At 69.4% G+C, this 24,795-nt stretch carries 21 protein-coding genes and 4 pseudogenes; 11 read left to right on the forward strand and 14 right to left on the reverse strand.

Annotated elements, in window-relative coordinates; all coding sequences use genetic code 11:
- Positions 1 to 202: 202 nt before the first annotated feature.
- On the reverse strand, positions 203 to 1,051 hold the full coding sequence (locus GWK25_RS18860) for an IS5 family transposase (RefSeq protein ID WP_215451738.1): 849 nt from the start codon (positions 1,049 to 1,051) through the stop codon (positions 203 to 205).
- Between the two features lie 337 nt (positions 1,052 to 1,388).
- Between GWK25_RS18860 and GWK25_RS18865 the strand changes: the two genes are divergently transcribed.
- Entirely contained in the window at positions 1,389 to 2,222 is an 834-nt protein-coding gene (locus GWK25_RS18865; RefSeq protein WP_215451737.1) for an IS5 family transposase, read from the forward strand.
- Between the two features lie 181 nt (positions 2,223 to 2,403).
- Here the strand turns inward: GWK25_RS18865 and GWK25_RS18870 are convergent, their stop codons facing one another.
- Positions 2,404 to 3,642 carry an IS256 family transposase gene (locus GWK25_RS18870; protein WP_215451739.1) on the reverse strand — a complete coding sequence of 413 codons (1,239 nt, stop codon included), beginning with the start codon at positions 3,640 to 3,642 and terminating at the stop codon, positions 2,404 to 2,406.
- 135 nt (positions 3,643 to 3,777) lie between these two features.
- Here GWK25_RS18870 and GWK25_RS18875 point away from each other — a divergent pair.
- Together GWK25_RS18875 and GWK25_RS43540 are read left to right on the forward strand one after the other, a co-directional pair.
- Positions 3,778 to 4,032 (forward strand): annotated as a pseudogene (locus GWK25_RS18875) (transposase); the annotation flags it as partial.
- A pseudogene (locus GWK25_RS43540) lies at positions 4,029 to 4,151 on the forward strand (hypothetical protein); the annotation flags it as partial. The pseudogenes GWK25_RS18875 and GWK25_RS43540, both read left to right, overlap by 4 nt.
- Positions 4,152 to 4,248: 97 nt before the next feature.
- On the opposite strand, the gene GWK25_RS18885 reads toward GWK25_RS43540, so the two are convergent.
- A complete protein-coding gene (locus GWK25_RS18885) occupies positions 4,249 to 4,500 on the reverse strand; it encodes a transposase (RefSeq protein ID WP_251828918.1) in 252 nt (83 codons plus the stop codon).
- Here GWK25_RS18885 and GWK25_RS18890 point away from each other — a divergent pair.
- A complete protein-coding gene (locus GWK25_RS18890; RefSeq protein ID WP_215451740.1) occupies positions 4,486 to 4,857 on the forward strand; it encodes a hypothetical protein in 372 nt (123 codons plus the stop codon). The genes GWK25_RS18885 and GWK25_RS18890 overlap by 15 nt on opposite strands.
- Before the next feature lie 110 nt (positions 4,858 to 4,967).
- Here GWK25_RS18890 and GWK25_RS18895 read toward each other — a convergent pair whose 3' ends face one another.
- On the reverse strand, positions 4,968 to 7,667 hold the full coding sequence (locus GWK25_RS18895; RefSeq protein WP_215451741.1) for an ABC transporter substrate-binding protein: 2,700 nt from the start codon (positions 7,665 to 7,667) through the stop codon (positions 4,968 to 4,970).
- A 753-nt stretch (positions 7,668 to 8,420) separates the two neighbouring features.
- On the opposite strand from GWK25_RS18895, the gene GWK25_RS18900 reads away from it, so the two are divergent.
- Positions 8,421 to 9,641: an IS701 family transposase gene (locus GWK25_RS18900; RefSeq protein WP_374200621.1), complete on the forward strand. Its 1,221-nt coding sequence runs from the start codon at positions 8,421 to 8,423 to the stop codon at positions 9,639 to 9,641.
- 229 nt (positions 9,642 to 9,870) lie between these two features.
- On the opposite strand, the pseudogene GWK25_RS18905 reads toward GWK25_RS18900, so the two are convergent.
- Positions 9,871 to 10,065, reverse strand: a pseudogene (locus tag GWK25_RS18905) (Na+:solute symporter); the annotation flags it as partial.
- A gap of 229 nt (positions 10,066 to 10,294) precedes the next feature.
- Between GWK25_RS18905 and GWK25_RS18910 the strand changes: the two are divergent.
- The gene (locus tag GWK25_RS18910; RefSeq protein WP_215451742.1) at positions 10,295 to 10,894 is read left to right on the forward strand and encodes a hypothetical protein; all 600 of its coding nucleotides are present in this window, start codon (positions 10,295 to 10,297) and stop codon (positions 10,892 to 10,894) included.
- 342 nt (positions 10,895 to 11,236) lie between these two features.
- Here GWK25_RS18910 and GWK25_RS18915 read toward each other — a convergent pair whose 3' ends face one another.
- Positions 11,237 to 12,106: an SDR family oxidoreductase gene (locus tag GWK25_RS18915; protein WP_215451743.1), complete on the reverse strand. Its 870-nt coding sequence runs from the start codon at positions 12,104 to 12,106 to the stop codon at positions 11,237 to 11,239.
- Between the two features lie 143 nt (positions 12,107 to 12,249).
- Entirely contained in the window at positions 12,250 to 12,885 is a 636-nt protein-coding gene (locus tag GWK25_RS18920) for a hypothetical protein (protein WP_251828919.1), read from the reverse strand.
- Between the two features lie 44 nt (positions 12,886 to 12,929).
- Between GWK25_RS18920 and GWK25_RS44760 the strand changes: the two are divergent.
- A pseudogene (locus GWK25_RS44760) lies at positions 12,930 to 13,163 on the forward strand (hypothetical protein); the annotation flags it as partial.
- A 60-nt stretch (positions 13,164 to 13,223) separates the two neighbouring features.
- Here GWK25_RS44760 and GWK25_RS18925 read toward each other — a convergent pair.
- Positions 13,224 to 13,427, reverse strand: a complete 204-nt coding sequence (locus GWK25_RS18925) for a transposase (RefSeq protein WP_251830811.1) — start codon at positions 13,425 to 13,427, stop codon at positions 13,224 to 13,226.
- On the opposite strand from GWK25_RS18925, the gene GWK25_RS18930 reads away from it, so the two are divergent.
- Positions 13,398 to 14,078, forward strand: a complete 681-nt coding sequence (locus GWK25_RS18930) for an IS3 family transposase (RefSeq protein WP_215451745.1) — start codon at positions 13,398 to 13,400, stop codon at positions 14,076 to 14,078. The genes GWK25_RS18925 and GWK25_RS18930 overlap by 30 nt on opposite strands.
- 11 nt (positions 14,079 to 14,089) lie before the next feature.
- The gene (locus GWK25_RS18935; protein WP_251828920.1) at positions 14,090 to 14,752 is read left to right on the forward strand and encodes an integrase; all 663 of its coding nucleotides are present in this window, start codon (positions 14,090 to 14,092) and stop codon (positions 14,750 to 14,752) included.
- A 159-nt stretch (positions 14,753 to 14,911) separates the two neighbouring features.
- On the opposite strand, the gene GWK25_RS18940 is transcribed toward GWK25_RS18935, so the two are convergent.
- From GWK25_RS18940 to xylB, 5 genes are all read right to left on the reverse strand, one after another.
- On the reverse strand, positions 14,912 to 16,435 hold the full coding sequence (locus GWK25_RS18940) for an aldehyde dehydrogenase family protein (protein WP_215451746.1): 1,524 nt from the start codon (positions 16,433 to 16,435) through the stop codon (positions 14,912 to 14,914).
- A 157-nt stretch (positions 16,436 to 16,592) separates the two neighbouring features.
- Positions 16,593 to 17,876 carry a GAF domain-containing protein gene (locus GWK25_RS18945; protein ID WP_215451747.1) on the reverse strand — a complete coding sequence of 428 codons (1,284 nt, stop codon included), beginning with the start codon at positions 17,874 to 17,876 and terminating at the stop codon, positions 16,593 to 16,595.
- Positions 17,877 to 18,056: 180 nt separating this feature from the next.
- A complete protein-coding gene (locus GWK25_RS18950) occupies positions 18,057 to 18,656 on the reverse strand; it encodes an N-acetylmuramoyl-L-alanine amidase (RefSeq protein WP_215451748.1) in 600 nt (199 codons plus the stop codon).
- Between the two features lie 218 nt (positions 18,657 to 18,874).
- Complete coding sequence (locus tag GWK25_RS18955; protein ID WP_215451749.1) at positions 18,875 to 20,083, reverse strand: ROK family transcriptional regulator; 1,209 nt, start codon at positions 20,081 to 20,083, stop codon at positions 18,875 to 18,877.
- 116 nt (positions 20,084 to 20,199) lie between these two features.
- Positions 20,200 to 21,645, reverse strand: coding sequence for a xylulokinase (gene xylB, locus GWK25_RS18960; protein ID WP_215451750.1), 1,446 nt, complete (start codon positions 21,643 to 21,645; stop codon positions 20,200 to 20,202).
- Positions 21,646 to 21,790: 145 nt separating this feature from the next.
- Here xylB and xylA point away from each other — a divergent pair, with 145 nt between their 5' ends.
- Together xylA and GWK25_RS18970 are read left to right on the forward strand one after the other, a co-directional pair.
- Positions 21,791 to 22,957: a xylose isomerase gene (gene xylA / locus GWK25_RS18965; RefSeq protein ID WP_215451751.1), complete on the forward strand. Its 1,167-nt coding sequence runs from the start codon at positions 21,791 to 21,793 to the stop codon at positions 22,955 to 22,957.
- 397 nt (positions 22,958 to 23,354) lie between these two features.
- On the forward strand, positions 23,355 to 23,642 hold the full coding sequence (locus GWK25_RS18970) for a hypothetical protein (RefSeq protein WP_308404263.1): 288 nt from the start codon (positions 23,355 to 23,357) through the stop codon (positions 23,640 to 23,642).
- 17 nt (positions 23,643 to 23,659) lie between these two features.
- Here GWK25_RS18970 and GWK25_RS18975 read toward each other — a convergent pair.
- On the reverse strand, positions 23,660 to 24,795 hold a 1,136-nt coding region (locus GWK25_RS18975; protein ID WP_215451752.1), incomplete at its 5' end, for an SWF or SNF family helicase.

The following is a 24,795-nucleotide window of genomic DNA, read 5'->3' on the forward strand; positions in this document are numbered from 1 at the left end:
CAATCTCACGTGAACCGGTAGGTACCTAAATGAGACAGGAGCTTTTGCAAAGAAACCGGCGCATAACTGGTCTGCTGATTACCACAGAAGCTGTTTTTCCGGCGTATCGCTTGCTTCCATGCTTGCGTCTGGCCGCTGAAATTCTCCATGAAACATCCGATAGGAGAACCAAACGCTCACTAAGAGGGCATCTGATCAACGTTCAGGCCGTTGTGGCGGTCATGTCCGTTTCGATTCGCCAGGTTGGCGTGGATTCTCCCGTCAGTTCGCGGGACATTTTGTTAGCCATCGCCCAGTGGATCATTGCTCGAGATCTCTGGGGCAGGGCTTCGTAGTCCCGCGCCAGGCGGCGGTGCTGCATCAGCCAGCCGAATGTCCGCTCGATCACCCACCTTTTTGGGAGGGGCTCGAACCCCTTCGCTCGAGGTCGCTGCACGACCTCCACGTCGATGCCGAGGAGGGCGCCGTGGTTGACGACGCTGTTCTGGTATCCGCCATCGGCCCAGACCTTGGACACGCTTGGGTGGTTCGCAGCCACCTCGTTGAGCAGGAGCTTGCCGCCGGTGTCCTGCACGTTCGCGGCGGTGATGACGACGGCCAACACGAGACCGAGCGTGTCCGTGAGCAGGTGCCGTTTGCGTCCTTTGATCTTCTTGCCGGCGTCGATGCCCTGGCTGGTCTCGGCCACGTTTGCCGAGGTCTTCACGCTCTGCGCGTCGATCACGGCCGCGGTCGGCTCGGCAATGCGACCGTGGGCTCGGCGGGTCTTGTCACGTAACAGGTCATGCACCTGCTGGGTAGTGCCGTCCGCTTCCCACTTCGCGTAGTAGTCGTAGACGGTCTTGTACGGCGGGAAGTCGTGGGGCAGGTACTCCCACGGGATGCCGGTGCGGTTGACGTACAGGATCGCGTTGACGATCTCCCGCAACTCATGCACCCGGGCCGCCGTACCGGGACCTGTCCGTCTCGCCCGCCAGGCGGCGAAGACCGGCTCGATCAGAGCCCAGCGGGCATCGGACACATCACTGCGATACGGATGGCGAGAACTCACGCACCGTGCAACGACCGCCGACGTAGCCAGTCACAAAAACATCCCAGAACACCAACTACCTAGATCAGATGCCCTCTTAGTGAGCGTTTGGTTCTCCTATCGGATGTTTCATGGAGAATTTCAGCGGCCAGACGCAAGCATGGAAGCAAGCGATACGCCGGAAAAACAGCTTCTGTGGTAATCAGCAGACCAGTTATGCGCCGGTTTCTTTGCAAAAGCTCCTGTCTCATTTAGGTACCTACCGGTTCACGTGAGATTGGGGACGCACGCCCCGGTGCACCCAACACCTCCGGCACACGCCCTGCTCAGGCCGACCGCCACCGCATACCCAGGCATCATGCAGCCCTCACGGCCCTACCCCAGCGACCTCTCCGACGCCCGCTGGGAACTCATCCGCCCCACCCTCGAAGCCTGGCGCCAGGCCCGCAACGGCATCCGCAAACCCACCCACGACCTGCGTGCCCTGATGAACGCCATCCTCTACGTCGACCGCACCGGCATCCCCTGGCGCTACCTGCCCCACGACTTCCCGCCCCACCAGACCGTCTACGGCTACTTCGCCCACTGGGAAGCCGACGGCATCTTCGACCAGCTCACCGGCCTCTTACGCGGCAAAGTCCGCCAAGCCGAAGGCCGCTCAAGCGAGCCCAGCGCCTGCCTGATCGACAGCCAGAGCATCAAAACCTCCGCCACCGTCCACCTGGCCAGCCAGGGCGTCGACCCAGCCAAGAAGATCATCGGACGCAAGCGGCACATCGTCACCGACACACTCGGCCTCCTGCTGGCCGTCGCCGTCACCGCCGCCAGCGTCCACGACTCCGCCGCCGGCACCCAACTCCTCGCCAACGTCGCCGCACGCCACCCCACCATCACCAAAGCCTGGGCCGACAACGGCTACAAGACCAAAGCCGTCGAACACGCAGCCCACCTCGGCATCGACCTCGAAATCGTCCAACGCGACCCCACCGCCCGCGGCTTCCACGTTCAGCCCCGCCGCTGGGTCATCGAACGCACCCTCGGCTGGCTCATGCACCACCGCCGCCTGGCCCGCGACTACGAAACCCACCCCCACCGATCAGCCGCCATGATCCAACTGGCCGCCATCAACCTCATGACCCGCCGCCTCACCCACGAAGCCACAACCAACTGGCGCGACGCATCAACCAAATGAAACAGACAACCGAGAACCAAACGCTCGCTTAGTGCGCAAGGCGGACTCGGTGCAGAGTGAGCCGCGCTGCAGGGCGCCTGACGGGTGAAAGCCCAGGTCAGGCGCCCTTCTTCCTGCGTCTAGAAGGGTCACGTCCGCTGGAGTGGTGTATCGACGGCCACTCGGTGATCTCGTTTTGAGGCTATGCGGTGAGTTCGGTGGGCAGGGTGGTCTCGTCGTTTTCTGACTCGATCGGGTGGAGGCGGGCCTTGGCGAGGAGTTCACGGCCCATGTAACGGCGGGCCTCGGTCCACTCGTCGTTCTGCTCGGCCAGGACCGCGCCGACGAGCCGGATGACTGCTGTGCGGTCGGGGAAGATGCCGACCACGTCGGTGCGGCGGCGGATCTCCTTGTTCAGTCGCTCCTGCGGGTTGTTCGACCAGATCTGCCGCCAGAACTCGCGCGGGAACGCGGTGAAGGCCAGCAGGTCGTGCTGAGCGGCGTCCAAGTGGGCTGCTGCCTTGGGGAACTTGGCTTCCAGGGCGTCCAGGACGTGTCGCATCTGGGCCCTCACGGCGTCGGTGTCGGGCTGTTCGAAGACGGTTCGCAGCAGGGTGGCCACCCATGGCTGGGCGGACTTGGGGACCTGGCTCAGCAGATTCCGGGCGTAATGCGTGCGACATCGCTGCCATGATGCGCCCGGCAGGACCGCGCCGATCGCGTTCACCAGGCCGGCGTGGGCGTCGGAGACGACCAGTTGGACGCCGGACAGGCCGCGGGCGACGAGCGAGCGCAGGAAGGCGAGCCAGCCCGCACCGTCCTCGGCCGTGGCGACGTCGATGCCGAGGATCTCGCGGTGTCCGTCCGCATTGACGCCGACCGCGATCAGCGCGTGGACGTTGATGATGCGGCCGCCCTCGCGGATCTTCTGGGTCAGTGCGTCGACCCAGACGAACGTATAGGGGTCAGCGTCCAGAGGCCGGTTGCGGAACGCGGCGACCTGCTCGTCCAGGTGCTTGGCCATCGCGCTGACCTGGGACTTCGACAGCTGGGTGACACCGAGAGACTCGGCGAGTTTCTCGACCCTGCGGGTGGAGACGCCCAGCAGGTAGGCAGTGGCGACGACCGAGATGAGGGCCTGCTCGGCCCGCCGCCTGCGTTCCAGGAGCCAGTGCGGGAAGTAACTGCCCTGGCGCAGCTTGGGGACGGCGAGTTCGACGGTGCCGGCCCTGGTGTCCCACTCGCGTGGGCGGTATCCGTTGCGGTGGTTGACGCGTTCGTCGCTGACCTGCCCGTATTCGGCGTTGCAGAGGGCATCGGCCTCTGCGGACATGAGCGCGTCGGCAAACGTCTTGACCATCGCGCGCAGCAGATCGGGACTCGCCGCGGCGAGGTTGTCCTCGGCGAGGGCGTGCAAGGGCACACTGTCAGGTGCGGTCATCGTGCTGATCTCCTTCGAGGCTTCGACACTTCGAAGATCAGCCGGTGGCCGTTCGTCTATGCGGGCACCACCCCGATGCCGGAGCAAACCCCCGGATCAGGTCGAACCCGTACACCACTTCCCTGGACGCAACCGAAGAAGATTCAGTCCACGAACCCGCTGGAGCGGATCAACCGCGAGATCAAACGCCGCGTCGATGTCGTCCAGGTCTTCCCCAACGACGACGCACTCCTGCGGCTGGTCACCGCCGTGCTCTTCGAGATGCACGACGAATGGATCGCCTTCCCGCGCCGCTACCTACCCGAAGGCAGCATGGACCAGATCTACCCCACCGAGCCTAGCGAAAGCGCCCCCGCACTACCCAACACCACCAACACGACCGACGATTGATCGCCTACACCACTCCAAGGGACACGACCGGCAGCGATCCCACCGCCGCGAAGTGCAACACCGCAGAGTCGGGCATCGGCGGCACGACACCCATCACCCGCTACCAGTCCGGAGTAAGTCCCTACGGGGTTTCCGACCTGTGCGGAAACGCATGGGAGTGGTGCTCTACGCCAGGAACCGACGGGCCGGGCCGGTACCAGTTGCAAGGCTCGGCGTTCAGCAGCCGTTCGAGCGTGCCGCGCCGGCGCTCGAGAACGCGGCCAATTCCACCCCGGCAGGCGTCGCCTCCGCCGGGCGGAAGGACGTCGCCGATCCGTGGCGGCGCCAGCGCGAGACCCAACTGTGCGGCGTGCCTGGGTTGACGCCGAGTTCCTTGGCAACCTCCGGGATCGGCTTCCCGGTCTCGATCACGATGCGTACAGCATCCTCACGGAACTGCGCGTCGTAAGCGCGTTGCTTGGACCCCATGAATCCCAACTTCCCCTGCAATCACGGGCTTCACGCTACGAGGGGAGGGACACCAGCGGCATCACCCGGGACCTGAAGCAGCACGCCGAACAGAACCAGGCGACACCTGCGCCGAAGATCACGGACAGTCAGTACGCCGTCCTGGCCCGGCTGTCCGCAGGGGGCGGTACCCGCTACGTGATCAGCCGGTACGGCGTGCTCAAGGCCATCGACAAGGACCGGGCCACCGTCAACGTCTCCACCCACAACGCCCTGATCAAGCGAGGGCTGGCCAGCGCCTTGACGTCACCGCCGAAGGCCAGCGTGCCCTCGCCCAGCACAAGCCCGCCACGACCCCCGCCCGAACAGTGGCCGTGACGCCTCTTGCGACCGCGCAGGCCGCTGTGGAACGCACGCGATGACCGGCTTCGCCCCGAGGGGCGAGAGGCGAGGGGTGCGAGGCGATGGAGAGCGCCGGGAGCGGTTGATCAGCCCGTGCAGGGCGGTCCCTGGGTTTCGCTCGACTCGTCCTGGCGGTAGGCGCCGCAGGCGAGGACGGCCTCCGGGTGGTTCCCCGACTGGCGCAGCAGGACGAGGGTCTTGTCGTGGGGCGGGGCGTTGGCGCCGTCGTAGGAGACGTAGCCCGTCGCTCCGTCAAAGGCGATGCCGCTGCCGAGGACCAGCAGGACGGACTTGCGGTCGATGTCCGGGTCGTGCAGTCCGGCCTCGCGCACTGCCTGCGACAGGACGTGGAAGGCGTCGTACGAGACAGCTGAGTGCCCGTCCTGCCGCCAGGGGTCCGTGCCCTCGGTGGTGGCCTTCACGTAGGCGTCGTATTCGGCCACGAACTGGCGGGTCCTGTCGCTCGCGCCCGGAGCGTCGGCGGGCAGCCGGTGCGCGGAGTAGTACAGGCGCAACCAGTCCTTGTTGGCGAAGGCCCCGGTCTGGGCCACATTGGTCAGTTCGTTGCCGCCGAGCACGGTCAGGTCGCGCCCGGTGCAGGTCCCGGCGGTGTCCATGGAGTTGATGAGCGCGGTAAAGTCCTTGGCCCGAGCTGACCAGTACAAGACCGAGTCCGGCTTGTCCTCGAACACGTCGCACAGCGCCCGCGCCAACAGGTCGGCATCGGGCTGGCTGATTGCGCCGCTCAGCGGAGCGGAGCCGAAGTCGCCCTCCTGATTGAAGTCGAACACCTGGTGCGTGCCCTTGAACGCGCTGATGAACTGGCCGGCGAGGCTGTGGCTGTACAGGTCCACGGAACTCTCGATCACGATCGCGTGCCGGGCCGGGGTGCAGGCGTCCTCAGCGCCCGGCTCGGCCACGAGGTTCTCCGTGTACGCGAAGTCCGCCTCGATCCTGGCCTCGCGCGAGTTGAACGGAGTGGACGGCCAGTAGGTCCGGGTGGCCGGGCCGGAGAGCATCTCGTCGGCGGTCGCGGTGGTGCCGATCGTGGGGATGCCCGCCTCGCCGAGCACCCGGAGAGCGGCCCGGGTCTCGTTCCGGCTCTGCGCGAAGGCGAGGACGCCGACGACCCGCTCGCGCGCCGGAACGCTCTCCTCCTGTTCCATTTCCGCGACGAGCTTCTTCGCCTCGCTCTCGGCGTCGTGGAAGGCGACCCCTGCCTGGCGTACGTCCACGTGCAGGGGTATCAGGGCGTCGTCCGCGGCCGCCTCCTTGTTCAGCTTCTGCTGCCACATCGCGATGCCGCGCAGCTCCGGGATCGTCCCGTCGAAGCGCGTCTCGTCGTCGCTTTTCGGCGGGTCGGACACGAAGGAGACGACGGTCCGTACGGTCCGGCCCTGGTCGGCGTACTGCGCGACCCGCTTATTCTGCTCTTCGATGGTCTTCACGGCCGCCTCGTACCAGCCGGTGGTATCCACCTGTATCGGCTCCGCGGGGGCGGACTCCGCCACGGACGCGGTGCCGCCGACGCAGTCCCGGGGAGCGGGGAAGACGGGCGGGAGTAGCAGCGCCACCGCGAGCAGGGCCAGGGCGGTGACCCCGCTCGCGATCGAGGTCGGAACATACCGGCTGAATCTGAACGTCCGCGTCGTCGCGGGCGGGACGGGTACCCCGCGCGCCGCGAGGGCTCTTTCCGAGATGGTAACGAGGACCGGGGGTTCGCCTGCGGAGGCATGGTCGGCGAGGCGCACGCTCGCATCCGGAAACGTGCTCTCGGACGGATTGCCCAGCTCCTGCAGCAGCGTGTCGGAGGGCACACCCACGGCGATGACGAGCGGGCCCGGCGGCTTCGCTGTGCCCTGGGCCCGATGCAGAGAGCGCAGAAAGCGCTCCGCGGCGCGGGCGCCGGGCTCTCCCCCCGGAGGGATCTTCACGAACAGGACCGGGCGGCAGGTCCGACGGCGCCTGCCTGGCAGGATCCGGCCGATCACGGGTCTGCTCAGGTCCTCCATGAGGGCCCGCAGGACGAGCCAGTCGAACTCCTGCAGCGCCTCCTCGTCGGCCGGGTCGGCCATGAGCTGCATTGAACGTATCGCGGCCACCTGGTCCATCACCCGGAACAGGTTCTTGCTGCCCTGGGCCACCCGCTCCGCGCCGAGCCAGCTCCGCACGACTGTGCGGGAGATACGGCGGGCCCAGAGCCACCGGGGCAGCAACTGGACGAACGACAGCCAGCTGAGCTTCGCCAGGAAGCCGGCGATCCCGCCCCCGTCGTCCGGGCCCTGCATCCTGGTGAACGCCAACAGGCCGCCCCGCTGGGCCCGCAGCTCACCGGCGTCCCTGCGCAGCGCCGCTTCCATGTCGTCGGTGGTGGCCCACCTGCCCGGGTTCGACCTGATGTACTCGACCAGGCCGCACATGACGTGGAACTGCGGGAAGCGGTCGGGTGTCATGTGCTCCGGAGCACTGCGGAACAGCTGTCTCCCCGCGTCCACGGAGGGCAGACCGGAGTCGGGGTCCGCCCTGACAGAGCCGGAGTCCTCCCTGGTACCGATGGGCAGATGGGCGTAAGGCACGCGCTGACTGAGTGCCCCAGTCAGGGCGGCCACGACGCGGTTGACGCCGCCCTGGTACGACGCCTGCGGCACGCGCAGGATGAACAACGGCGGACTCGTCCCCAACTTGGCCCGGTTCGCGTACGTGGGGGCCACGGTGGCCTGGAACTCCCGCACGAAATCGGTGGCCTGGTCGTTCGGGAATCCGGGGCCGTCGAGAGGTGCAGTCATGAGGAACTCCCCTGGTCATCCTGATGAACCGCGCCACGAGACGACACTGGCTCCTGGCCGACTGGGCATGCTGTGAAGCGAGTTGAAAAATGGATGCGGAGAAAGGGAAGTTGAAGGGTAGCTGCGGTATGCGCTGGGTCACAATAGGTTGCCGGAAGCGCTTCGACGCTCTTCACAAGTGCCAGCAGGATCGTGTGGAAGTTGTGTGCAGGGTCGATCCGGCGGGACACATCCCACCTCCGTCGGGTTGAGCGGCCCCAGCGCCCCTCCCGTCCGCGCTGGTGGAACGGGCGCGACCTGGGCGAGATCGCGGAGACCTTGGACCACTTGGCGGAGTCCCACTTCTCGCACGGCGACAGCACGGAGGCGGCGGCGTGCTGGCGGGAGGCCCTGGAACTCCTGGAGCGGCTGGGGCACGGGGACGCGGGGCGGGTGCGGGAGCGGATGGGGCCGTTTTCCTCGCCTCCGCCGCCCCCGAACCTCCGCTCCTCAATCGCCGGAGGGGCTGATTTTCAGCCCGTCCGGCGTTTGAGGAGAAGGCCCGTTCAGGGCCGAAGCGGGGGTCTGGGGGCGCAGCCCCCAGGGATGGGAACGGGTAGTACTCCAGCAGGATTTCGCTGTTTGACCTGGTCTTTTCGCCGGGTGGCGGGAGTGTAGCGGGACTTCGATCGTGCGGGGGCGGTCTCACGGAGACCGCCCCTCGATCGTGCGACAACGCCGCAGGTAGTGACAGCGGCGGGGCAGCCTCAGAGGGTGATCACCGAGTCTGCCGCCGCGCAGTGGGACCTCGAACTGGACGATCTCTTCCTGACCATCGGGCACCGCTTCGGCCGGGTCGAGCTCCGCCGCATGCGGGACTACGTGCGCGGGCTGCTCGCCCCGGTTGCCCGCAAGAACAGCTGGCAGCTGGCCGAACAGGCCGGCCACTGCACCCCTGACGGCCTGCAGCACCTCCTCGCCGGATCGAAGTGGGAGCCCGATGACATCCGCGACGACCTGCAGGAATACGTCGCCGCCAAGCTCGGCGAGGCCGACGGCGTCCTGGTCATCGACGACACCGGGTTCATCAAGAAGGGCACCACCTCGGCCGGAGTCCAGCGCCAGTACTCGGGAACCGCAGGCCGCACCGAGAACTGCCAGATCGGCGTCTTCGCCGCCTATGCCTCCGCCCGCGGCCGGGCCCTGGTCGACCGTGAGCTCTACCTCCCGAAGTCCTGGATTGGGGACCGGGAACGCTGCCGCACCGCAAGGGTCCCCGACGAGCGGGAGTTCGCCACCAAGGGCGAACTGGCCCGGCACATGGTGCTGCGGGCCCTGGCCTCGCCGCTGCCCATTACCTGGGTCACTGCGGATTCCGCCTACGGCCAGGACAACCGATTCCGCCGGCTGCTGGAACAGTCGGGTGTCGGCTACGTACTGGCCGTGCCCAAGTCCCAGTTCAGCGTGGGCTGTTCACGGATCGAGGGGCTGTTCGCGCAGGCCCCGGACGAGGCATGGGAGAAGATCTCCTGCGGTGACGGCGCAAAGGGGCCCCGCGTCTACCACTGGGCAGCGGTGCGGCTGCCGGCCGTCGCCGAGTTCGACTATCAGGGCGAGGTCCCTCACCGGATGCGGTGGGCGCTGGCCCGGCGCAGCATCAGCAAGCCCGACGAGATCGCCTACTACCTCGCCTACACACCCCTTCAGGTCACCGTCCAGGAACTGGTGCGGGTCGCCGGGGCGCGCTGGGCGATCGAAGAGTGCTTCCAGGCCGCGAAGAACGAGTGCGGCCTGGACCAGTACGAGGTCCGCCGTTACGTGGGCTGGTATCGGCACATCACTCTGGCCATGCTCGCTCACGCCTTCCTGGCCGCCACGGCACACCAGCCCTGGGAAAAAAGGGCGGAACAGGTGAGACACCCGGGGTCATCGGGCTCACAGTGGCGGAGGTTCGGCGACTCCTGGCAGCTTGTCGTGCCCGGCCCCCGCACCTGAGCGGACACCGCGGACGACACCACGCGCTGAGCTGGTCGAACTGGCGCCGCAAACGCCAAGCGGTCGCCCGCCGCTGTCACTACCTGCGGCGTTGTCGCACGATCGAGGGGCGGTCTCCGTGAGACCGCCCCCGCACGATCGAAGTCCCGCTACACTCCCGCCACCCGGCGAAAAGACCAGGTCAAACAGCGAAATCCTGCTGGAGTAGTAGGGGCGGGGGCGAGATCCCTCAGTCCTTGCCGCCCACCGCGTCCGCCGATTCCGGAACCGGCGGACGCGCCGCCGCGCTCCCGCTCCCGTCCGTGTTCACGCTCTCAATGATCGCCAACCGCTCCGGCGTGTCCTCGGGCCGAAGGAACCCGATCAACACATACAGCACCAGCGACACCGCCAGCGGTATTGACACCTGGTACTGCAGCGGCACCCTCGTGCCCAGGGCTTCGGCGTAGTCGCATGACGTCCGGTTCGTGACCATCCGAGGCCGAGGAGTGCGAGGGGCTGCGAGGGGCGCCGGCGTTGCGGCGGAGACCGGCCGCGATGTTCTTCACTCCGGCCGTGCGTAGGGCTCCGGCGGCGAGGTTGCGCCAGGTGGAACATCCCCCTGACGTGGGCATGATGCAAGGCAGGGACAACACCGGCACATTCGGGGGCGCATGCTGAACAGCATCAAATACAACCTCAGGCTGAGAGATTGCACCCAGGGATGGTTCTGGGTGGAGGTGTTCGACGCGGTGTCCGACTTCATACGGTCCCGCTCAGTGTGGGTGGTAGCGGGCAACGCGGGCACATTCCTCAGCGCCCTGGCCGGGTTGGTGTACTACTGGTCGCGCCCGCTCTCATTCGCGGGCTATGCCGTCGTCCAACTCGCCTGCCTGGTCTGCCAGGCGGTCGCCCTGATCCCGGTCGCGTGGCCGGGACGGGCGGCGACGCCACGGGACGCCGGCCATTTCTCCGATCTCCACCAGAACGTGACGACGGCTACCGTCGGCGTTCCGTGGATCTTCGGTTTGCCCCCGGGCGTGTTCCTGCTCATGTTCTTCGACGTGGACACCAGCAGCCCACCGTGGACCGCCCTGTTCTTCTCGGGGTTGGCCCTCATGATGGCCTGCATAGCGGGCGGGATCACCGGGGTATTCCTCTCCGGCAAGGTGAGCGCACAGCTCCGCGAAGCGGCCGGGCCGCCGGGCGGGCCCGACTCGGGGGACAGCGGAGACAGCGCCGACGTGGACTCGGGCGGCTTCGACAGCGACTGACCGGCCCTGCTTCCAGGCTTCGACGTCGTCGTGTGGGGCCGGTTCATGGCGGTCTGCCAGCTCGGTGGTACCCGGGACGTGGCAGGCACGGGCTTTGAAGATCATGTGGTTCTCTGCGCCCCGTGATCCGAGTGGAAGACCGTGCCTGTCGACGCATCATCGCTGGTCCCGCGTGCCCTTGACCAGCTCCGCAAGCATCCCGAGGTCGTATCCGACGAGGTCCCGCGCCTGCTGGAGCGGCTGGCCGAGGTGCCCGACCCACGAGTTCGACAGCCTCGGATCCGGACGCGTTCTCACTGGTCATCGATGCATCTTCCATGATCGGGAGTTACACCGAACGTCTTACAGTCCCGCCCCTCTGCGGGCGGCGCGGATGACGTCGGCGAGGGGGGTGGCGGGGTGGCCGGTGAGGCGGGGGACCGCGTCGCTGACGCCGTCGAGTTGGCCGGCCGCGATGGCCGTGTAGGTGGACACCCAGGCGTCGAGCTGCCACTGCGGGGCACCGTAGGAGGCGCGGGAGGCGTATGCCTCCTCGACCGTCTCGGGGTGGTAGGTGATGGTGTGGCCGAGCACCTCCGACACGATCGCCGCCGCCTCGTCCAGGGTCAGGGACTCGGGACCGGTCAGGTCGTAGACGGCACCGGCGTGCCCGGCCGGCCGGGCGAGGACCGTGGCGGCGGCGTCGGCGATGTCGTCGTGGGAGACGAAGGCCGCACGTCCCTGCCCGGCCGGACCGCGGATGACACCGTCCTCACCGGCCAGGTCGGGGACGAACCCGGCGTACAGATTGTCGCGCAGGAAGGTGTACGCCATCCCGCTGGCCCGGATGTGCTCCTCGGTGTGGAAGTGATCGCGGGCCAGCGTGAACACGGCGTCCGGCGCGGCGCCGAAGAAGGACACGTAGACGAGGTGCCCGACGCCCGCCTCTGCCGCGGCGTCCACGAAGGCCTTGTGCTGGTCGAGCCGGTCGGCGCTCTCGGAAGCGGACACCATGAACACGGTCTTCGCCCCGCTCAGACCGCGGACTACGGCGTCATGGTCGTGGTAACTGCCTCCGACCGCCGTGGCACCGGGCAGCTCGGGAACCCGCTCGGGGTTACGCACCAGCAGCCGCTGCGCGATGCCGCGCTCGGCCAGCCGGCGGGCCACGCGCCCACCCAGGCGTCCTGTTGATCCGGTGACCACCAGCGTTGATTCAGGAAAGTCGGTCATGGTTGGCGTCACCTTCGGTTGGGTGCGTTTGCAGTCCGACCGAGTCTCACATGTGCGCCACGGGCGCCGCCTCAGGGCCACGGCGCCGAATCCGGCATCGCCGCGCTCGACGTGTCTGCCTGACTATCCCCGGCATCCGCAGCTCAGGGCGTCGTCAGCTCGTAGAAGCCCCTGCCGAACGTCGCCGCCACCAGGCGGTGCTGTCCCGCGTCGTACTCGATGTCGTCGACCGGGACCTGTGGCATTCCTCGGCCGAGGCGGAGCCACCGGCCGCCGCGTGTGGCGCTGGTGAACACGCCCTGGTCGGTGGCGATGTAGAGGATGCCGCCGCGCGCTACGACCAGGTCGCTGACGGGTGAGTCCGGGAGGTTGCCCGACAGGTTCCGCCAGTGCCGGCCGCCGTCGGTGCTGCCGTACACATGGGGGAGCGGGGAGCCGGAGCGGTAGCCGGAGTGGGTGGTCCACACCCGGTTCGGGTTCTTCGGGTCGACCGCGACCCGGGTCACCCATGGTCGTCCCTCGGCCAGCTTCGTCCAGGTGGCGCCGCGGTTCCTGGTGACCCAGACGCGGCCGTCGTCCGTGCCTGCGTAGATGGTGCGTCCGTCGGATGCCGGGGCGATCGAGGTGATGGTGCCGTAGTTGGGGTAGACGGGGTCGGTGCCCGGGCCGCCGGACAGGTCGGGGCTGATGGGCTGCCAGGTCTCGCCGCCGTCCGTGGAGCGGTTGACGACCTCGGAGCCGTAGTAGAGGACCTTCGGGTCGCGCGGGTCGAACTCCATCGGCATCTCCGGCGTCGGCGCGGGGGTCAGGTTGCGCGAGGGCCGGGATCCGGGACTTCCTGATCATTGAGGCCGCCGACGACTTCGGCGGCACGTGGCGGGCCAACACCTATCCGGGCTGCCAGCGCGATGTGCCGTCACGGCTCTACAGCTACTCGTTCGCGCCGAACCCGGAATGGACGAGGGTGTACGCGCATCAGCCGGAGATGCTCGCCTACGCAAAGCGGTCGCCGACCGGCACCGGCTGCCCGAGCACACCCGGTTCGGCGTGCGCATGACCGGGGCGCGCTGGTAGCCCGACGCGGCACGGTGGCGGATCAGCACCGATGCCGGCGAGCTCACCGCCCGGTCCCGGCCTGGGCACCGGACACAGCTCCGCGGTATGCGCGCATCCACGTTACCGCGGTCCCGGTCAGGTCGAAGTCCTTGGCAACCTGACCGACCGAGCGGTCCCCGCGCTGGCACAGCTCGACGATCTCGGCCTTGAACTCCGGCGTGAACGAGCGGCGAGGATGCGGCTTCTTCTTCCCCATGCTCTCCATGATGGACATCATCCTTCCGGGGCCGAAGCCCCTGATCTTCGATGTCCGTCAAAGCGGATCAAGCCCAGGCACCGCAGACGACGACACCGCACCACGATCCCCGACCCGCACGCGGCCACCCGCCCCGACCTGGTCGTGCGCGACTTCCGGCCCGACCCGATGGCGACCGACGCCCGCTGGTGCGGCGACATCACCTACATCCCCACCGACGAGGGCTGGCTCTACCTGGCCACCGTCATCGACATCGCCTCCCGCCGGGTGGTCGGCTGGGCCACGGCCGACCACCTGCGCACCGAGCTGGTCGCCGACGCCCTGCGAGCCGCCTGCCACCAGCGCCGCCCCGCCGGGTCGGTGATCTTTCATTCCGACCGCGGCTGCCAGTACACAAGCCATGAATTCTCCCTGTTCACAAGCGAGTTGGGCATCCGGCTGTTGGTCGGCCGCACCGGCCAGTGCTGGGACAACGCGCTGGCCGAGTCGTTCTTCGCCACCTTGAAGAACGAGCTGATCGGCACCCAGCCCTGGCCCAGCAGGTCCGCCGCCCACACCGCGATCTTTGAGTGGATCGAGAGCTGGTACAACTTGCACCGACTACACAGCAGCCTCGGTTACCGCAGTCCCGCCGAATACGAGGCCGCACTGGCGACCTGACCACCACACCGATGGTGTCCGTCAAAGCGGAACAAGCTCAGCCTGGCCGTGGACCCCACCTCTACGCCTTCTTCGGCTGCATGTACTACGCGTCCCTGCGCCCGGCAGAGGTCATTCACCTGAAGCGGAACCAGTGCCGTCTGCCGGCGAACGGCTGGGGTCTGCTCAATCTCAAAGGCGGTGTAGTGACCGCCGGCAAGGAGTGGACGGATGACGGTGCCGTCCACGAAATCCACTTGCTGAAACGGCGCGCGAGCAAGGCCACGCGCCCTGTGCCCATACCTCCAGTACTCGTCCGCATGCTGAGCGAGCACATCCAGCGCTTCGGCGTCGCGGCCGACGGCAGAGTGTTCCAGAACGCAGCCGGGAACTGCATCGATTTCGCGGCATACAGCATCACCTGGAGACGAGCACGCGAGGCCACCCTCACGCTTGAGGAGCACGCCCTCGAACTTGCCAAGCGCCCCTACGACCTGCGTCATGCCGGCATCTCGTTCTGGCTGGCATCCGGTGTCGACCCCGCAGAGTGCGCACGCCGAGCGGGACAGAGCATCCAGGTTCTCTTCCGCTACTACGCCAAGTTCCTGGCCGAGGCACGGGACCACGCCAACCGGATGATCGAGGAGTCGATGAAGCAATGGGAGGCACCGGACGGCGGCCGTGAAGGCGCGTAAGCGGGATCTGGCCCGGATATACCCCGGAACAGCTGGTCAGACGTGGGATACCTGCGGGAGATATTGGGAGTAGGGGTACATAACGACTCGGTACCTGAGTCCAGGCATCGAAGGGCGCCTGACTCGTGTTTAACCAGGTCAGGCGCCCTTTTTCTGTGCCTAGAAGAAGCCCAGCTTCTTCGGCGAGTACGACACCAACAAGTTCTTCGTCTGCTGGTAGTGATCCAGCATCATCTTGTGCGTTTCGCGGCCGATGCCCGACCCCTTGTAGCCGCCGAACGCGGCGTGCGCCGGGTAGGCGTGGTAGCAGTTCGTCCAGACACGGCCCGCCTGGATGGAACGGCCCGCGCGATAGGCCGTGTTGCTGTCGCGCGTCCAGACTCCCGCGCCCAGCCCGTACAGGGTGTCGTTGGCGATCTTGATGGCGTCGTCGAAGTCGTTGAACGAGGTCACGGAGACGACCGGACCGAAGATCTCCTCCTGGAAGATCCGCATCCGGTTGTCACCCTCGAAGATCGTCGGCTGGACGTAGTAACCGCCCTTGAGCTCGCCGTCGTGCTCGATGCGTTCCCCGCCGGTCAGTACCTTGGCGCCCTCCTGCCGCCCGATGTCCAGATAGGAGAGGATCTTCTCCAGCTGGTCGTTGGACGCCTGAGCGCCGATCATGGTGTCGGTGTCCAGCGGGTGCCCGGTCTTGATCTGCTCCGTGCGGGCGACTGCCGCCTCCATGAACTCGGCGTAGTTGCCGCGCTGCACCAGCGCCCGCGACGGACAGGTGCACACCTCGCCCTGGTTGAGCGCGAACATCGTGAAGCCTTCGAGGGCCTTGTCGCGGAAGTCGTCGTTCGCCGACCACACGTCGTCGAAGAAGATGTTCGGCGACTTCCCACCGAGTTCGAGCGTCACCGGAGTGATGTTCTCCGAGGCGTACTGCATGATCAGACGTCCCGTCGTCGTCTCACCCGTGAACGCCACCTTCGCCACCCGCGGACTCGATGCCAGCGGCTTGCCCGCCTCGACCCCGAACCCGTTGACGATGTTCACCACACCCGGCGGCAGCAGATCCGCCACCAGGCTCATCCACACATGGATGGACGCCGGGGTCTGCTCCGCCGGCTTGAGCACGACCGCGTTGCCCGCCGCCAGCGCGGGCGCGAGCTTCCAGGTCGCCATGAGGATCGGGAAGTTCCACGGGATGATCTGGGCGACCACACCCAGCGGCTCATGGAAGTGGTACGCCACCGTGTCATCGTCGAGTTCCGCCAGCGAACCCTCCTGCGCGCGGATCGCCCCCGCGAAGTAGCGGAAGTGGTCGATGGCGAGCGGGATGTCCGCGGCCAGCGTCTCCCGCACCGGCTTGCCGTTCTCCCAGCTCTCCGCGACCGCCAACTGCTCCAGGTTCGCCTCCATCCGGTCGGCGATCCTCCGCAGTACGTCCGAACGCTCGGTCACGGACGTGCGCCCCCAACCCGGCGCGGCCGCGTGCGCCGCGTCCAACGCGCGCTCCACGTCCTCGCTCGTACCCCGCGCGATCTCCGTGAACGGCAGCCCGTTCACCGGACTCGGGTTCTCGAAGTACTGACCGCGCGCTGGCGGCACGTACTCACCCCCGATGAAATGGTCATAACGCGCCTCGTAGGAGACGACCGCGCCATCCGTACCGGGCGCTGCGAAACGGGTCATGAATACCTGCCTCCCCAGAAGCGCCACCCGCCGTTGGGCGGCTCTCGGGAGGAGGCTAGAAACCGGAATGTTGCAACGACGTTGCGCCCCCGCCCCGCCCCGCCCCGCCCCGCCCCGCCCCGCCCCCAGCCCTCCCTGCCCTCCGCCCGAAACGTCCCTACTGCCGCCGAGGCCGAGGGCGTGCCCACGACGTCGGCACCGACAGCTCCGACTCCAGCTCGCGCAGCCGGGACCGTACGGCCGGTGTGGGGCGCACGGCTGCCAGTGCCCGCCACACCTCCAGGTCGTCCTCGCCCCACGGGGCGTGCGCCCAGTCCGCCAGGAGGTCGGGGTCGCGCCCGGCTATGAGCGCCGTGCGCAGCCCGTCGGCGAGCCTGCGCCGCAGCCGGGCGACGGCCGGCGCCTGCGAGCCCGGCAGCAGCGGGCCCGCGTACGCCGACGCGGCCGCCGTCACCGCACCTGTCTCCAGTCTCCTTTCCACCACCGCCACATCGGACTCGAGGGGGACCATCAGCCGGTACGGCCGTGACCCCAGCAACCCCGGCCCGAGGAGACGGCGCAGCCGCGCCAGCTCGGCCCGCAACGTCACCGGCGTCACGGACTCGTCCTCGTACAGCGCGCAGAGTAGCTCGTCGCCGGACAGGCCCTCCGGATGGCGGGCGAGCAGTACCAGGATCTCGCTGTGCCGGCGGCTGAGCCTGATCTTCCGCCCTCTGACCAGTAGTTGGGCCTCGTCCCGGCCCAGCGCGGCCAGTTCGAGCGCGTCCCCCGACGCCCCGGGCGGGGTGAGCAGCGCGAGCTGGGACTCGGCGGCCCGCGCGACCGCCTGCACGAAACCCAGGCTGTGCGGATGCGCCAGGCCGTCGCCGCCGGTGATGTCGATCGCACCGAGCACTCGCCCGGTCCGTGGATCGTGCACCGGCGCCGCCGCGCACGTCCAGGGCTGCACCCGCCGTATGAAGTGCTCGGCCGCGAACACCTGCACGGGCCGGTCCACGGCCACCGCGGTGCCCGGAGCGTTCGTCCCGACAGCGGACTCCGCCCACCGCGCACCCGGTACGAAGTTCATCCGGTCGGCCCGCCGTCTGGTCGCCGCGTCCCCCTCGACCCACAGCAGCCTGCCCTGTGCGTCGCAGACGGCCAGCAGATGCTCGCCGTCCGACGCGAACGTGCCCAGCAACTCGCGCACCAACGGCATCACCCGGGCCAGCGGATGCTCGGCGCGATAGGAACCGAGGTCGCCGTCCGTCAGTTCCACCCGGGCGGTGCCCTCCGGTCCGACACCCGCCTTCGCCGAACGCCGCCACGAGTCCGCCACCACCGAACGCACCGGTCGCGCCACCGTGCCCCGCAGCGTGAACGCCTCGTGCGCGCGACGCAGCACCCGCACCCGCTCGACGGGGTCGGCTCCCGGCTCCAGAGCCACCCAAGGATCGGTCAACTCGGCCTCCCGGACACGTGCGCGCGGCTGGAACCCATCGTCACCGCCGGACCCGCACCCCGACAAGCCGTGCGCTGCGACAAGCCGTGCGCTCCCGCTCCGACGACCGTGCGCTCCGACCAAGCCATGTGCGCTGCGACAAGCCGTGTGCGCTCCGGCAGGCCGCGCGCTTCGGCCATGTCAGGCGGCGGCGACCAGGCGTATGTAGCGGTCCCAGTCCCAGTGCGGCCCCGGATCGGTGTGGTCGGTGCCCGGCACCTCGTAGTGGCCGATGATGTGGGCGCGGTCCTTCGGGATACCGTGCCTGTCGCAGATCGCGGAGGTGAGCGCCGCGGACTGCTCGTACATGGCGGAGGTGAAGTACTCGGGGCGGTCGATCCAGCCCTCGTGCTCGATGCCTATGCTCCGCGCGTTGTAGTCCCAGTTGCCGGCGTGCCAGGCGATGTCGCGTTCCCGGACGCACTGGGTGACCCGTCCGTCGGCCGACCGGAGCAGGTAGTGCGCGGAGACCTGCTTCGCCGGGTTCCAGAAGACGGGCACTGTGTTCTTGTACGTGGTCTGCGTGACATGGATGATCACCATGTCGATGGGCCGGCCGGCCGGACGGTCGGCCGCGGTGTAGTTGGCCGTGCTCGCGGGCTCCCATCGGGCGGGTGAGTGGTCGAGGTGTGGCGACTGCGCGCCGGCCCGTGGGCCGGGGAGCAGCGCGTAGGGGATCGCGGCGAGGGCGGCGCCCCGCAGCAGCCGCCGCCGGCTCGGCAACGGTCTGGTTCGCTCCATGTGGCTCTGCCTCTCCGGTCGGTGGGTGGTCCTTGTGCTTGTGCCGGTCGACTCGCATCCGTAGTCGAAGACGCAGTCGCACGTCGAACGGCTGCGCCTGACGTGGATCACGGTACGGCGAATGCCGGTCGGGCCGATCGAGCGTCTGGATATCGGTGGAAAACCAGTGAGTTGTGGATAACTCCGTCACCCGGCAGAGGGAACGAGCAGCGACCGTGTTACGGGCGCACCCCGGCCGTCGCCGGATCGTCCAGCACCGCACGCACCACCGAGTGGGCCGCACCCAGCAGTGGGCCCTGCGGGCCCAGCCGGGACACGGTCACGGAACACGAAGGACCGGCCGTCCGCCGAGCCAACTCCCGCTCCAGCGAGGGCAGCAACCAGGGCGCGAGAGCGGCCAGGGCCCCTCCCAGCACCACCGTCCGAGGGTCCAGCAGATTCACCGCGCCGGTCAGTGCCACACCGAGCGCGGTGCCGGCGCCGCGCAGAGCCCGGTGCACATCCTTGTCGCCGGCCGCCGCCCGCTCGGCGAGGAACTCGACGCGGTGTTCGCCCGTTTCCAGCCCGGCCGCCCGGAGCACGGCCTCCTCACCGGCGTACTGCTCCAGGCAGCCACGTCCACCGCAGGCGCAGTCGGGGCCTTCCGGCTGGACGGGGACGTGCCCCAACTCGCCCGCGAATCCGCGTGTCCCGCGAAGCAGCCGGCCGTCCACGACGACCGCGCCGCCGATGCCGATCTCCGCGGAGACGTGCAGGAAGTCGGACGGTGTGCCGTCCCCCAGCCAGAGTTCCGCGAGGCCGCCGAAGTTGGCCTCGTTGTCCACGATCACCGGCAGGCCGGCGGGCAGCAGGGCGCCCAGGTCCGTGTCGTGCCAGTCGAGGTTGGGGGCGCGGACCACCGTGCGGGCGTCGCTCGCCACCAGCCCGGGCACGGCGACCGCGAGCCCAGCGGGCCACAGGCCTTCGCCCTCCGCCTCGGCGACCACCCCTCGCACCAGCTCGGTCAGCTCCTCGATGACCGGCTCCGGCGCCCTGCCGCGGTTCGTGCCGTGCCGCACCGCCCGAGCCCGTACCTCGCCCCGCAGGTCCACGGCGCAGACCGCCAGGTGGTCGACACCGATCTCCGCGCCGATACCTGCGGGGCCGCGTCGGCTGAGGGCGAGCGCCGAGCCGGGCCGTCCGACCCGTCCTGGACGCTCGGGGCCCAGCTCGTCCAGGAGTCCCGCCCGGATCAGCTCGTCCACCAGCGTCGACACGGCCGCTCGGGTCAGTCCGATGTGAGAGGCGACGGCGGCCCGGGACAGCGGCCCCTCGGCGTTGACGGTGTGCATGACCCGGGAGAGATTGCGGCGCCGCATGCCCTGCTGGTTGTCGGGCAGGCGGCGGCCGGAGCCGCTCGGGCGGGTCTCGTGCAGCGGTGCGGTCATGCCTCCCTCGGCTCCCGTCGGTGCGTCCCGGTGGGTGTCCCTGTGTGTTTTCCTGTCCGTGCTCCGTAGATCATGCCGGAATCAGATTTTCCCACTCGGGACACCCCCCTCGCCGGTCAGTCGCTGTCCGGTGCGCGATCCAGCAGCGGGGCCGCGTCGGACAGCACCCGGGAGATCCTGGCGAGCGTCTCCTCGTCCCGCTCCACGGCCTCCAGCACCGGCCCCCGGGTGGTGTCCCAGCGGCGGGCGACCGCGGCCGGGTCCTCGCCGGTGAGCAGCCCGGCGGCCTGCGCGGCGGCGCCCAGCGCGACCAGTTCCTTCGCCTCGGGGACCTGCACGGCACGCCCCGAGAGGCGCCGCACGGTCTGCTGCCAGGCGGTGCCCCGGGCGCCCCCGCCGATGAGCAGCAGCGGTGCGGAGGTGTCCGCGTCGGAGTCGAGCACCAGGTCCAGGGCTCCGAGCAGGGAGTGGACGGCTCCGTCGTACGCGGCCTGCAGCAGCTGCCCGCCGGTCGTGTCGTGGCGCAGCCCGTGCAGCAGGCCCGAGGCGTGCGGCAGGGCCGGGGTGCGTTCGCCGTCCAGGTAGGGCAGCAGGGTGACGTTCGTGCCGGGCTCCACGGCCTCGCGGTCCAGGCCCAGCAGGGCGGCCACCCGGTCGACCGCCTGGGTGCAGTTCAGGGTGCAGGCCAGCGGCAGCCAGTCCCCGTGCGCGTCGGCGAAGCCCGCCACCGTGCCGGTGGGATCCGCCGGGCGGCGCCTGGAGACGGCGTACACCGTGCCAGAGGTGCCCAGGCTCAGCACCGGGGTGCCGGGGCGCAGCCCGAGTCCCAGTGCGGCGGCCGCGTTGTCGCCCGTACCGGCGGCGACCAGCGTCCCCTTGGCGAACGGCAGCTCGTGGGCGTCCCGTACGGTCCCGGCGACCTCGCCAGGCCGGACCACGCGGGGCAGCAGCGCCGGGTCGAGCCCGACATGGGCGAGCACCTCGGCGTCGTACTGCTCCGTCGCCGACGCCCACCACCCTGTGCCGGAGGCGTCACCGCGATCGGTCGTGCCCTGGCCGGTGAGACGCTCGGTGAGATAGTCGTGCGGCAGGCGCACGGCTGCGGTCGCGCGGACGGCCTCGGGCTCGTTCTCCGCCAGCCAGGCCCACTTCGTCACAGTGAAGGACGGCCCGGGCACGCTGCCGGCACGCTCCGCCCATGTCTTCGCGCCGCCCAGTTCCTCGACCAGGCGGGCCGCCTGCGGCGCGGAGCGCACGTCGTTCCACAGCAGCGCCGGACGTACCGGTTCGCCCCGGGCGTCGAGGGTGACGAGGCCGTGCTGCTGACCGCCGACGGACACCGCCGAGGCCTCGCGCGCCGCCTGGCCGCACTGGCGCAGCGCCTCGCACAGCGCGTCCCACCACTGGCGGGGGTCGCTCTCCCGGCCGGCGCCGGAGGACACGGTGTGCGGCGCCTGCCCGCTCGCCACGACCCGGCCGGTCGCCGCATCGACGACCAGGGCCTTGGTGGACTGTGTGGACGAGTCCACACCGACGACGAGCGGACCCTCGGCAGCTGACATCGGGCTCTCCTTCTCACGCGGCTCATGACCGCCGCTGACGCGGCTGACGTCTCCGTCCGGCGACACCTTGTCTTCCCAGAGACGCGTCCGCATACTAATTTGTAAATCGCCATGACGAAATAGTCGGAGCGCAAGGAGCCGCGGCATGAACTACCAACCCACTCCCGACGACAGGTTCACCTTCGGCCTGTGGACGGTCGGCTGGCAGGGCCGGGACCCGTTCGGCGACGCCACGCGGCGCGCCCTCGACCCGGTCGAGTCGGTGCAGCGTCTGGCGGAGCTCGGCGCCTACGGTGTGACCTTCCACGACGACGACCTGATCCCCTTCGGGTCCTCGGACGGTGAGCGCGAGGAGCACGTCAAGCGCTTCCGCGCGGCCCTGGACGCCACCGGCATGACCGTGCCCATGGCCACCACCAACCTCTTCACGCACCCCGTCTTCAAGGACGGCGCGTTCACCGCCAACGACCGCGACGTCCGCCGCTACGCGCTGCGCAAGACGATCCGCAACATCGACCTGGCGGTCGAGCTCGGCGCCAAGATCTACGTCGCCTGGGGCGGCCGCGAGGGCGCCGAGTCCGGCGCCGCCAAGGACGTCCGGGACGCGCTCGACCGCATGAAGGAGGCGTTCGACCTCCTCGGCGAGTACGTCACCTCCCAGGGCTACGACCTGAAGTTCGCGATCGAGCCCAAGCCGAACGAGCCGCGCGGCGACATCCTGCTCCCGACTGTCGGCCACGCCCTGGCCTTCATCGAGCGCCTGGAGCGCCCGGAGCTCTACGGCGTCAACCCCGAGGTCGGCCACGAGCAGATGGCCGGGCTGAACTTCCCGCACGGCATCGCACAGGCCCTGTGGGCCGGCAAGCTCTTCCACATCGACCTCAACGGTCAGTCCGGCATCAAGTACGACCAGGACCTCCGCTTCGGCGCGGGCGACCTGCGTTCCGCGTTCTGGCTGGTCGACCTGCTGGAGAGCGCCGGTTACGCGGGGCCGAAGCACTTCGACTTCAAGCCGCCGCGCACCGAGGACTTCGACGGTGTGTGGGCGTCGGCCGCGGGCTGCATGCGCAACTACCTCATCCTCAAGGAGCGCGCGGCCGCCTTCCGCGCCGACCCGGCGGTCCAGGAGGCGCTGCGTGCCGCGCGCCTGGACCAGCTGGCCCAGCCCACGGCCGCCGACGGACTGCAGGCGCTGCTCGCGGACCCGACGGCCTTCGAGGAGTTCGACGCCGAGGCCGCCGCCGCGCGCGGCATGGCCTTCGAGCAGCTCGACCAGCTGGCGATGGACCACCTGCTGGGTGCGCGCGGCTGATCGCGTCGCTCGATCCGGCCGGACCTGGTTCGGCCGGCTCTGCGCCTCCTCCGGTTCGGTCTCTGCGCGGAATTCTCCGGAATCATGCGGTCCATGGCATGAATCCGTAGCAACTCCCGCGCGGGGCTCGCGCCTTGGCCGTTTCGCGGCGACTCTGGACGGTATGGGCCTGCCTACCCCACCGCCCCAGCCGCCGCGACCGCCGGACGGCACACCGCCGTCGAACGGCGGAGGATTCGGGCCCCCGCCAGGGGGCCACGGTCCGCCGCCGGGCGATCCGACCGGAGGCGGAGGTGGCTGGCAGCCCCCGAGTCAGGGCGGGGGCTGGCAGCCGCCCGATCCGCCCGGTGGACCCTCGTCCGGCGGGCGTCGCAGGCTCGTCCTCGTCGCACTGGCCGTGATCATCACCCTCGGCGCGGTCCTCGCCGTGGTGCTGGTGGCCGCCAGGGGTGGGGGACCGGCGGACGACGAGCCGTCGGGCGGTACCGGTGGTGGTACCAGCCCCTCGCCGACCCCGTCATTGAGCCTTCCGTCAGGGCTGCCCAGTGATCTTCCGACGCTGCCCTCGGGCTTCCCCAGCGATCTGCCCAGCGGGATGCCGAGCGATCTGCCCAGCGGCTTCCCGACGGGGCTGCCCAGCGACCTGGACTCACTCTTCCCCGACCCGGTCGGCGACGCCGGCTGAAGGGTCGCTCTCGCGCGTCAGCCGGGGGGTTCGCCGACGACCGATGCCAGAGCCGTCGCCGGATCATGGGCCGCCGGACCCGCCGGTGCCCAGCGGCCCCGCTCCTTGCGGTAGGGCCACCAGCGGCCGTCCCGCCCGAGGCGCAGCTGGGCCGATCCGCCCACGACCGTCCAACGGTTGTGCGCGGACCGCAGCGAAGGCCGCTCGCCCTCGTCCCACGCCGTCTCCAGGGCGGCACGCGCGCGTGCGAGCGGCTCCGCCGGTACGTGCCACTCCTCGTCCAGTACGGCGAGACCCGCCGCCCCGCCGTACCGCCAGGCGCGGACGGCCAGAGCCAGTCCTTCCCGGCCGCGCCCCGAACCGTCGCCGAGCCGGGCTTCGATGCCCGGCCCCGGGGCACCGGCGGCCAGCCGCACCAGGTCCTGGTCGAACGTCAACCCGTCGTCCAGGGGCTGCCGCTCGTGACTGGGGCGCAACGCCTCGGCCAGCAGCCGGTGTGCCTCTCGGGCCGTCTGCGCCGCCAGGAACTCCAGCGCCTCCGGGTCGAGACCCGGCGCGGTCCCGGTCTCGGTGTGCAGGGAGGGCGGCAGGCCGGGCTCCACCGGCGGCCCGGGCGGCTCGGGCAGCGGCGGCAGGATGTCACCCGCCGCGAACACCTCGGCGGCGTCCACGTCGTCCCCGTGATCGTCCGCGAGGCTGCTCCCGAGGCCGCTGGACACCCTCCCGTCGTCCGCGGCGGTCGCGGTTGCGCGCAGGTGGATCTCGTCCAGCAGTGCACGCTCGGCACGGCCGCGCATCAGCAGCAGGACGAACGGGTCCTGATCCAGCAGGCGGGCCACCTGGTAGCAGAGCGCCGCGGTGTGTCCGCAGTGGTCCCAGGCACCGCAGTCGCACGCGGCCTCCAGATCGCCGAGCCCGGGCAGCAGTTCGACTCCGGCCGTCGCGGCGTCCTCGACCAGATGCGGCGGCATCTCACGGTCGAGCAGGGCGGCCACGTGCCCGGCCCGCTCGACCGCCATGTCCAGAAAGCGGTCCCAGTGTTCCCCCGTCAGCTCCTGCAGCAGGACGTCAGCACGGTGGCCGGTGCCGTCGCGGTCCTGGACGACCGCGGTGACGCGCCCGGGGCGCACCGACACCGCGCCCACGGCCCCCG

Source organism: Streptomyces sp. ATCC 21386 (assembly GCF_018728545.1).
Classification (GTDB): domain Bacteria; phylum Actinomycetota; class Actinomycetes; order Streptomycetales; family Streptomycetaceae; genus Streptomyces.

Excerpts from the sequence above, each read along its gene's own strand:
- GWK25_RS18940 (WP_215451746.1), bottom strand. The coding sequence starts at position 16,435 with ATGACCCGTTTCGCAGCGCCCGGTACGGATGGCGCGGTCGTCTCCTAC.
- GWK25_RS18930 (WP_215451745.1), top strand. The coding sequence starts at position 13,398 with ATGCGGCTTCTTCTTCCCCATGCTCTCCATGATGGACATCATCCTTCC.
- GWK25_RS18895 (WP_215451741.1), bottom strand. The coding sequence starts at position 7,667 with ATGACTGCACCTCTCGACGGCCCCGGATTCCCGAACGACCAGGCCACC.
- xylA (WP_215451751.1), top strand. The coding sequence starts at position 21,791 with ATGAACTACCAACCCACTCCCGACGACAGGTTCACCTTCGGCCTGTGG.
- GWK25_RS18955 (WP_215451749.1), bottom strand. The coding sequence starts at position 20,083 with ATGACCGCACCGCTGCACGAGACCCGCCCGAGCGGCTCCGGCCGCCGC.
- GWK25_RS18865 (WP_215451737.1), top strand. The coding sequence starts at position 1,389 with ATGCAGCCCTCACGGCCCTACCCCAGCGACCTCTCCGACGCCCGCTGG.
- GWK25_RS18885 (WP_251828918.1), bottom strand. The coding sequence starts at position 4,500 with ATGGGGTCCAAGCAACGCGCTTACGACGCGCAGTTCCGTGAGGATGCT.
- GWK25_RS18920 (WP_251828919.1), bottom strand. The coding sequence starts at position 12,885 with ATGGAGTTCGACCCGCGCGACCCGAAGGTCCTCTACTACGGCTCCGAG.
- GWK25_RS18925 (WP_251830811.1), bottom strand. The coding sequence starts at position 13,427 with ATGGAGAGCATGGGGAAGAAGAAGCCGCATCCTCGCCGCTCGTTCACG.
- GWK25_RS18950 (WP_215451748.1), bottom strand. The coding sequence starts at position 18,656 with ATGGAGCGAACCAGACCGTTGCCGAGCCGGCGGCGGCTGCTGCGGGGC.
- GWK25_RS18910 (WP_215451742.1), top strand. The coding sequence starts at position 10,295 with ATGCTGAACAGCATCAAATACAACCTCAGGCTGAGAGATTGCACCCAG.
- xylB (WP_215451750.1), bottom strand. The coding sequence starts at position 21,645 with ATGTCAGCTGCCGAGGGTCCGCTCGTCGTCGGTGTGGACTCGTCCACA.
- GWK25_RS18870 (WP_215451739.1), bottom strand. The coding sequence starts at position 3,642 with ATGACCGCACCTGACAGTGTGCCCTTGCACGCCCTCGCCGAGGACAAC.
- GWK25_RS18935 (WP_251828920.1), top strand. The coding sequence starts at position 14,090 with ATGGTGTCCGTCAAAGCGGAACAAGCTCAGCCTGGCCGTGGACCCCAC.
- GWK25_RS18915 (WP_215451743.1), bottom strand. The coding sequence starts at position 12,106 with ATGACCGACTTTCCTGAATCAACGCTGGTGGTCACCGGATCAACAGGA.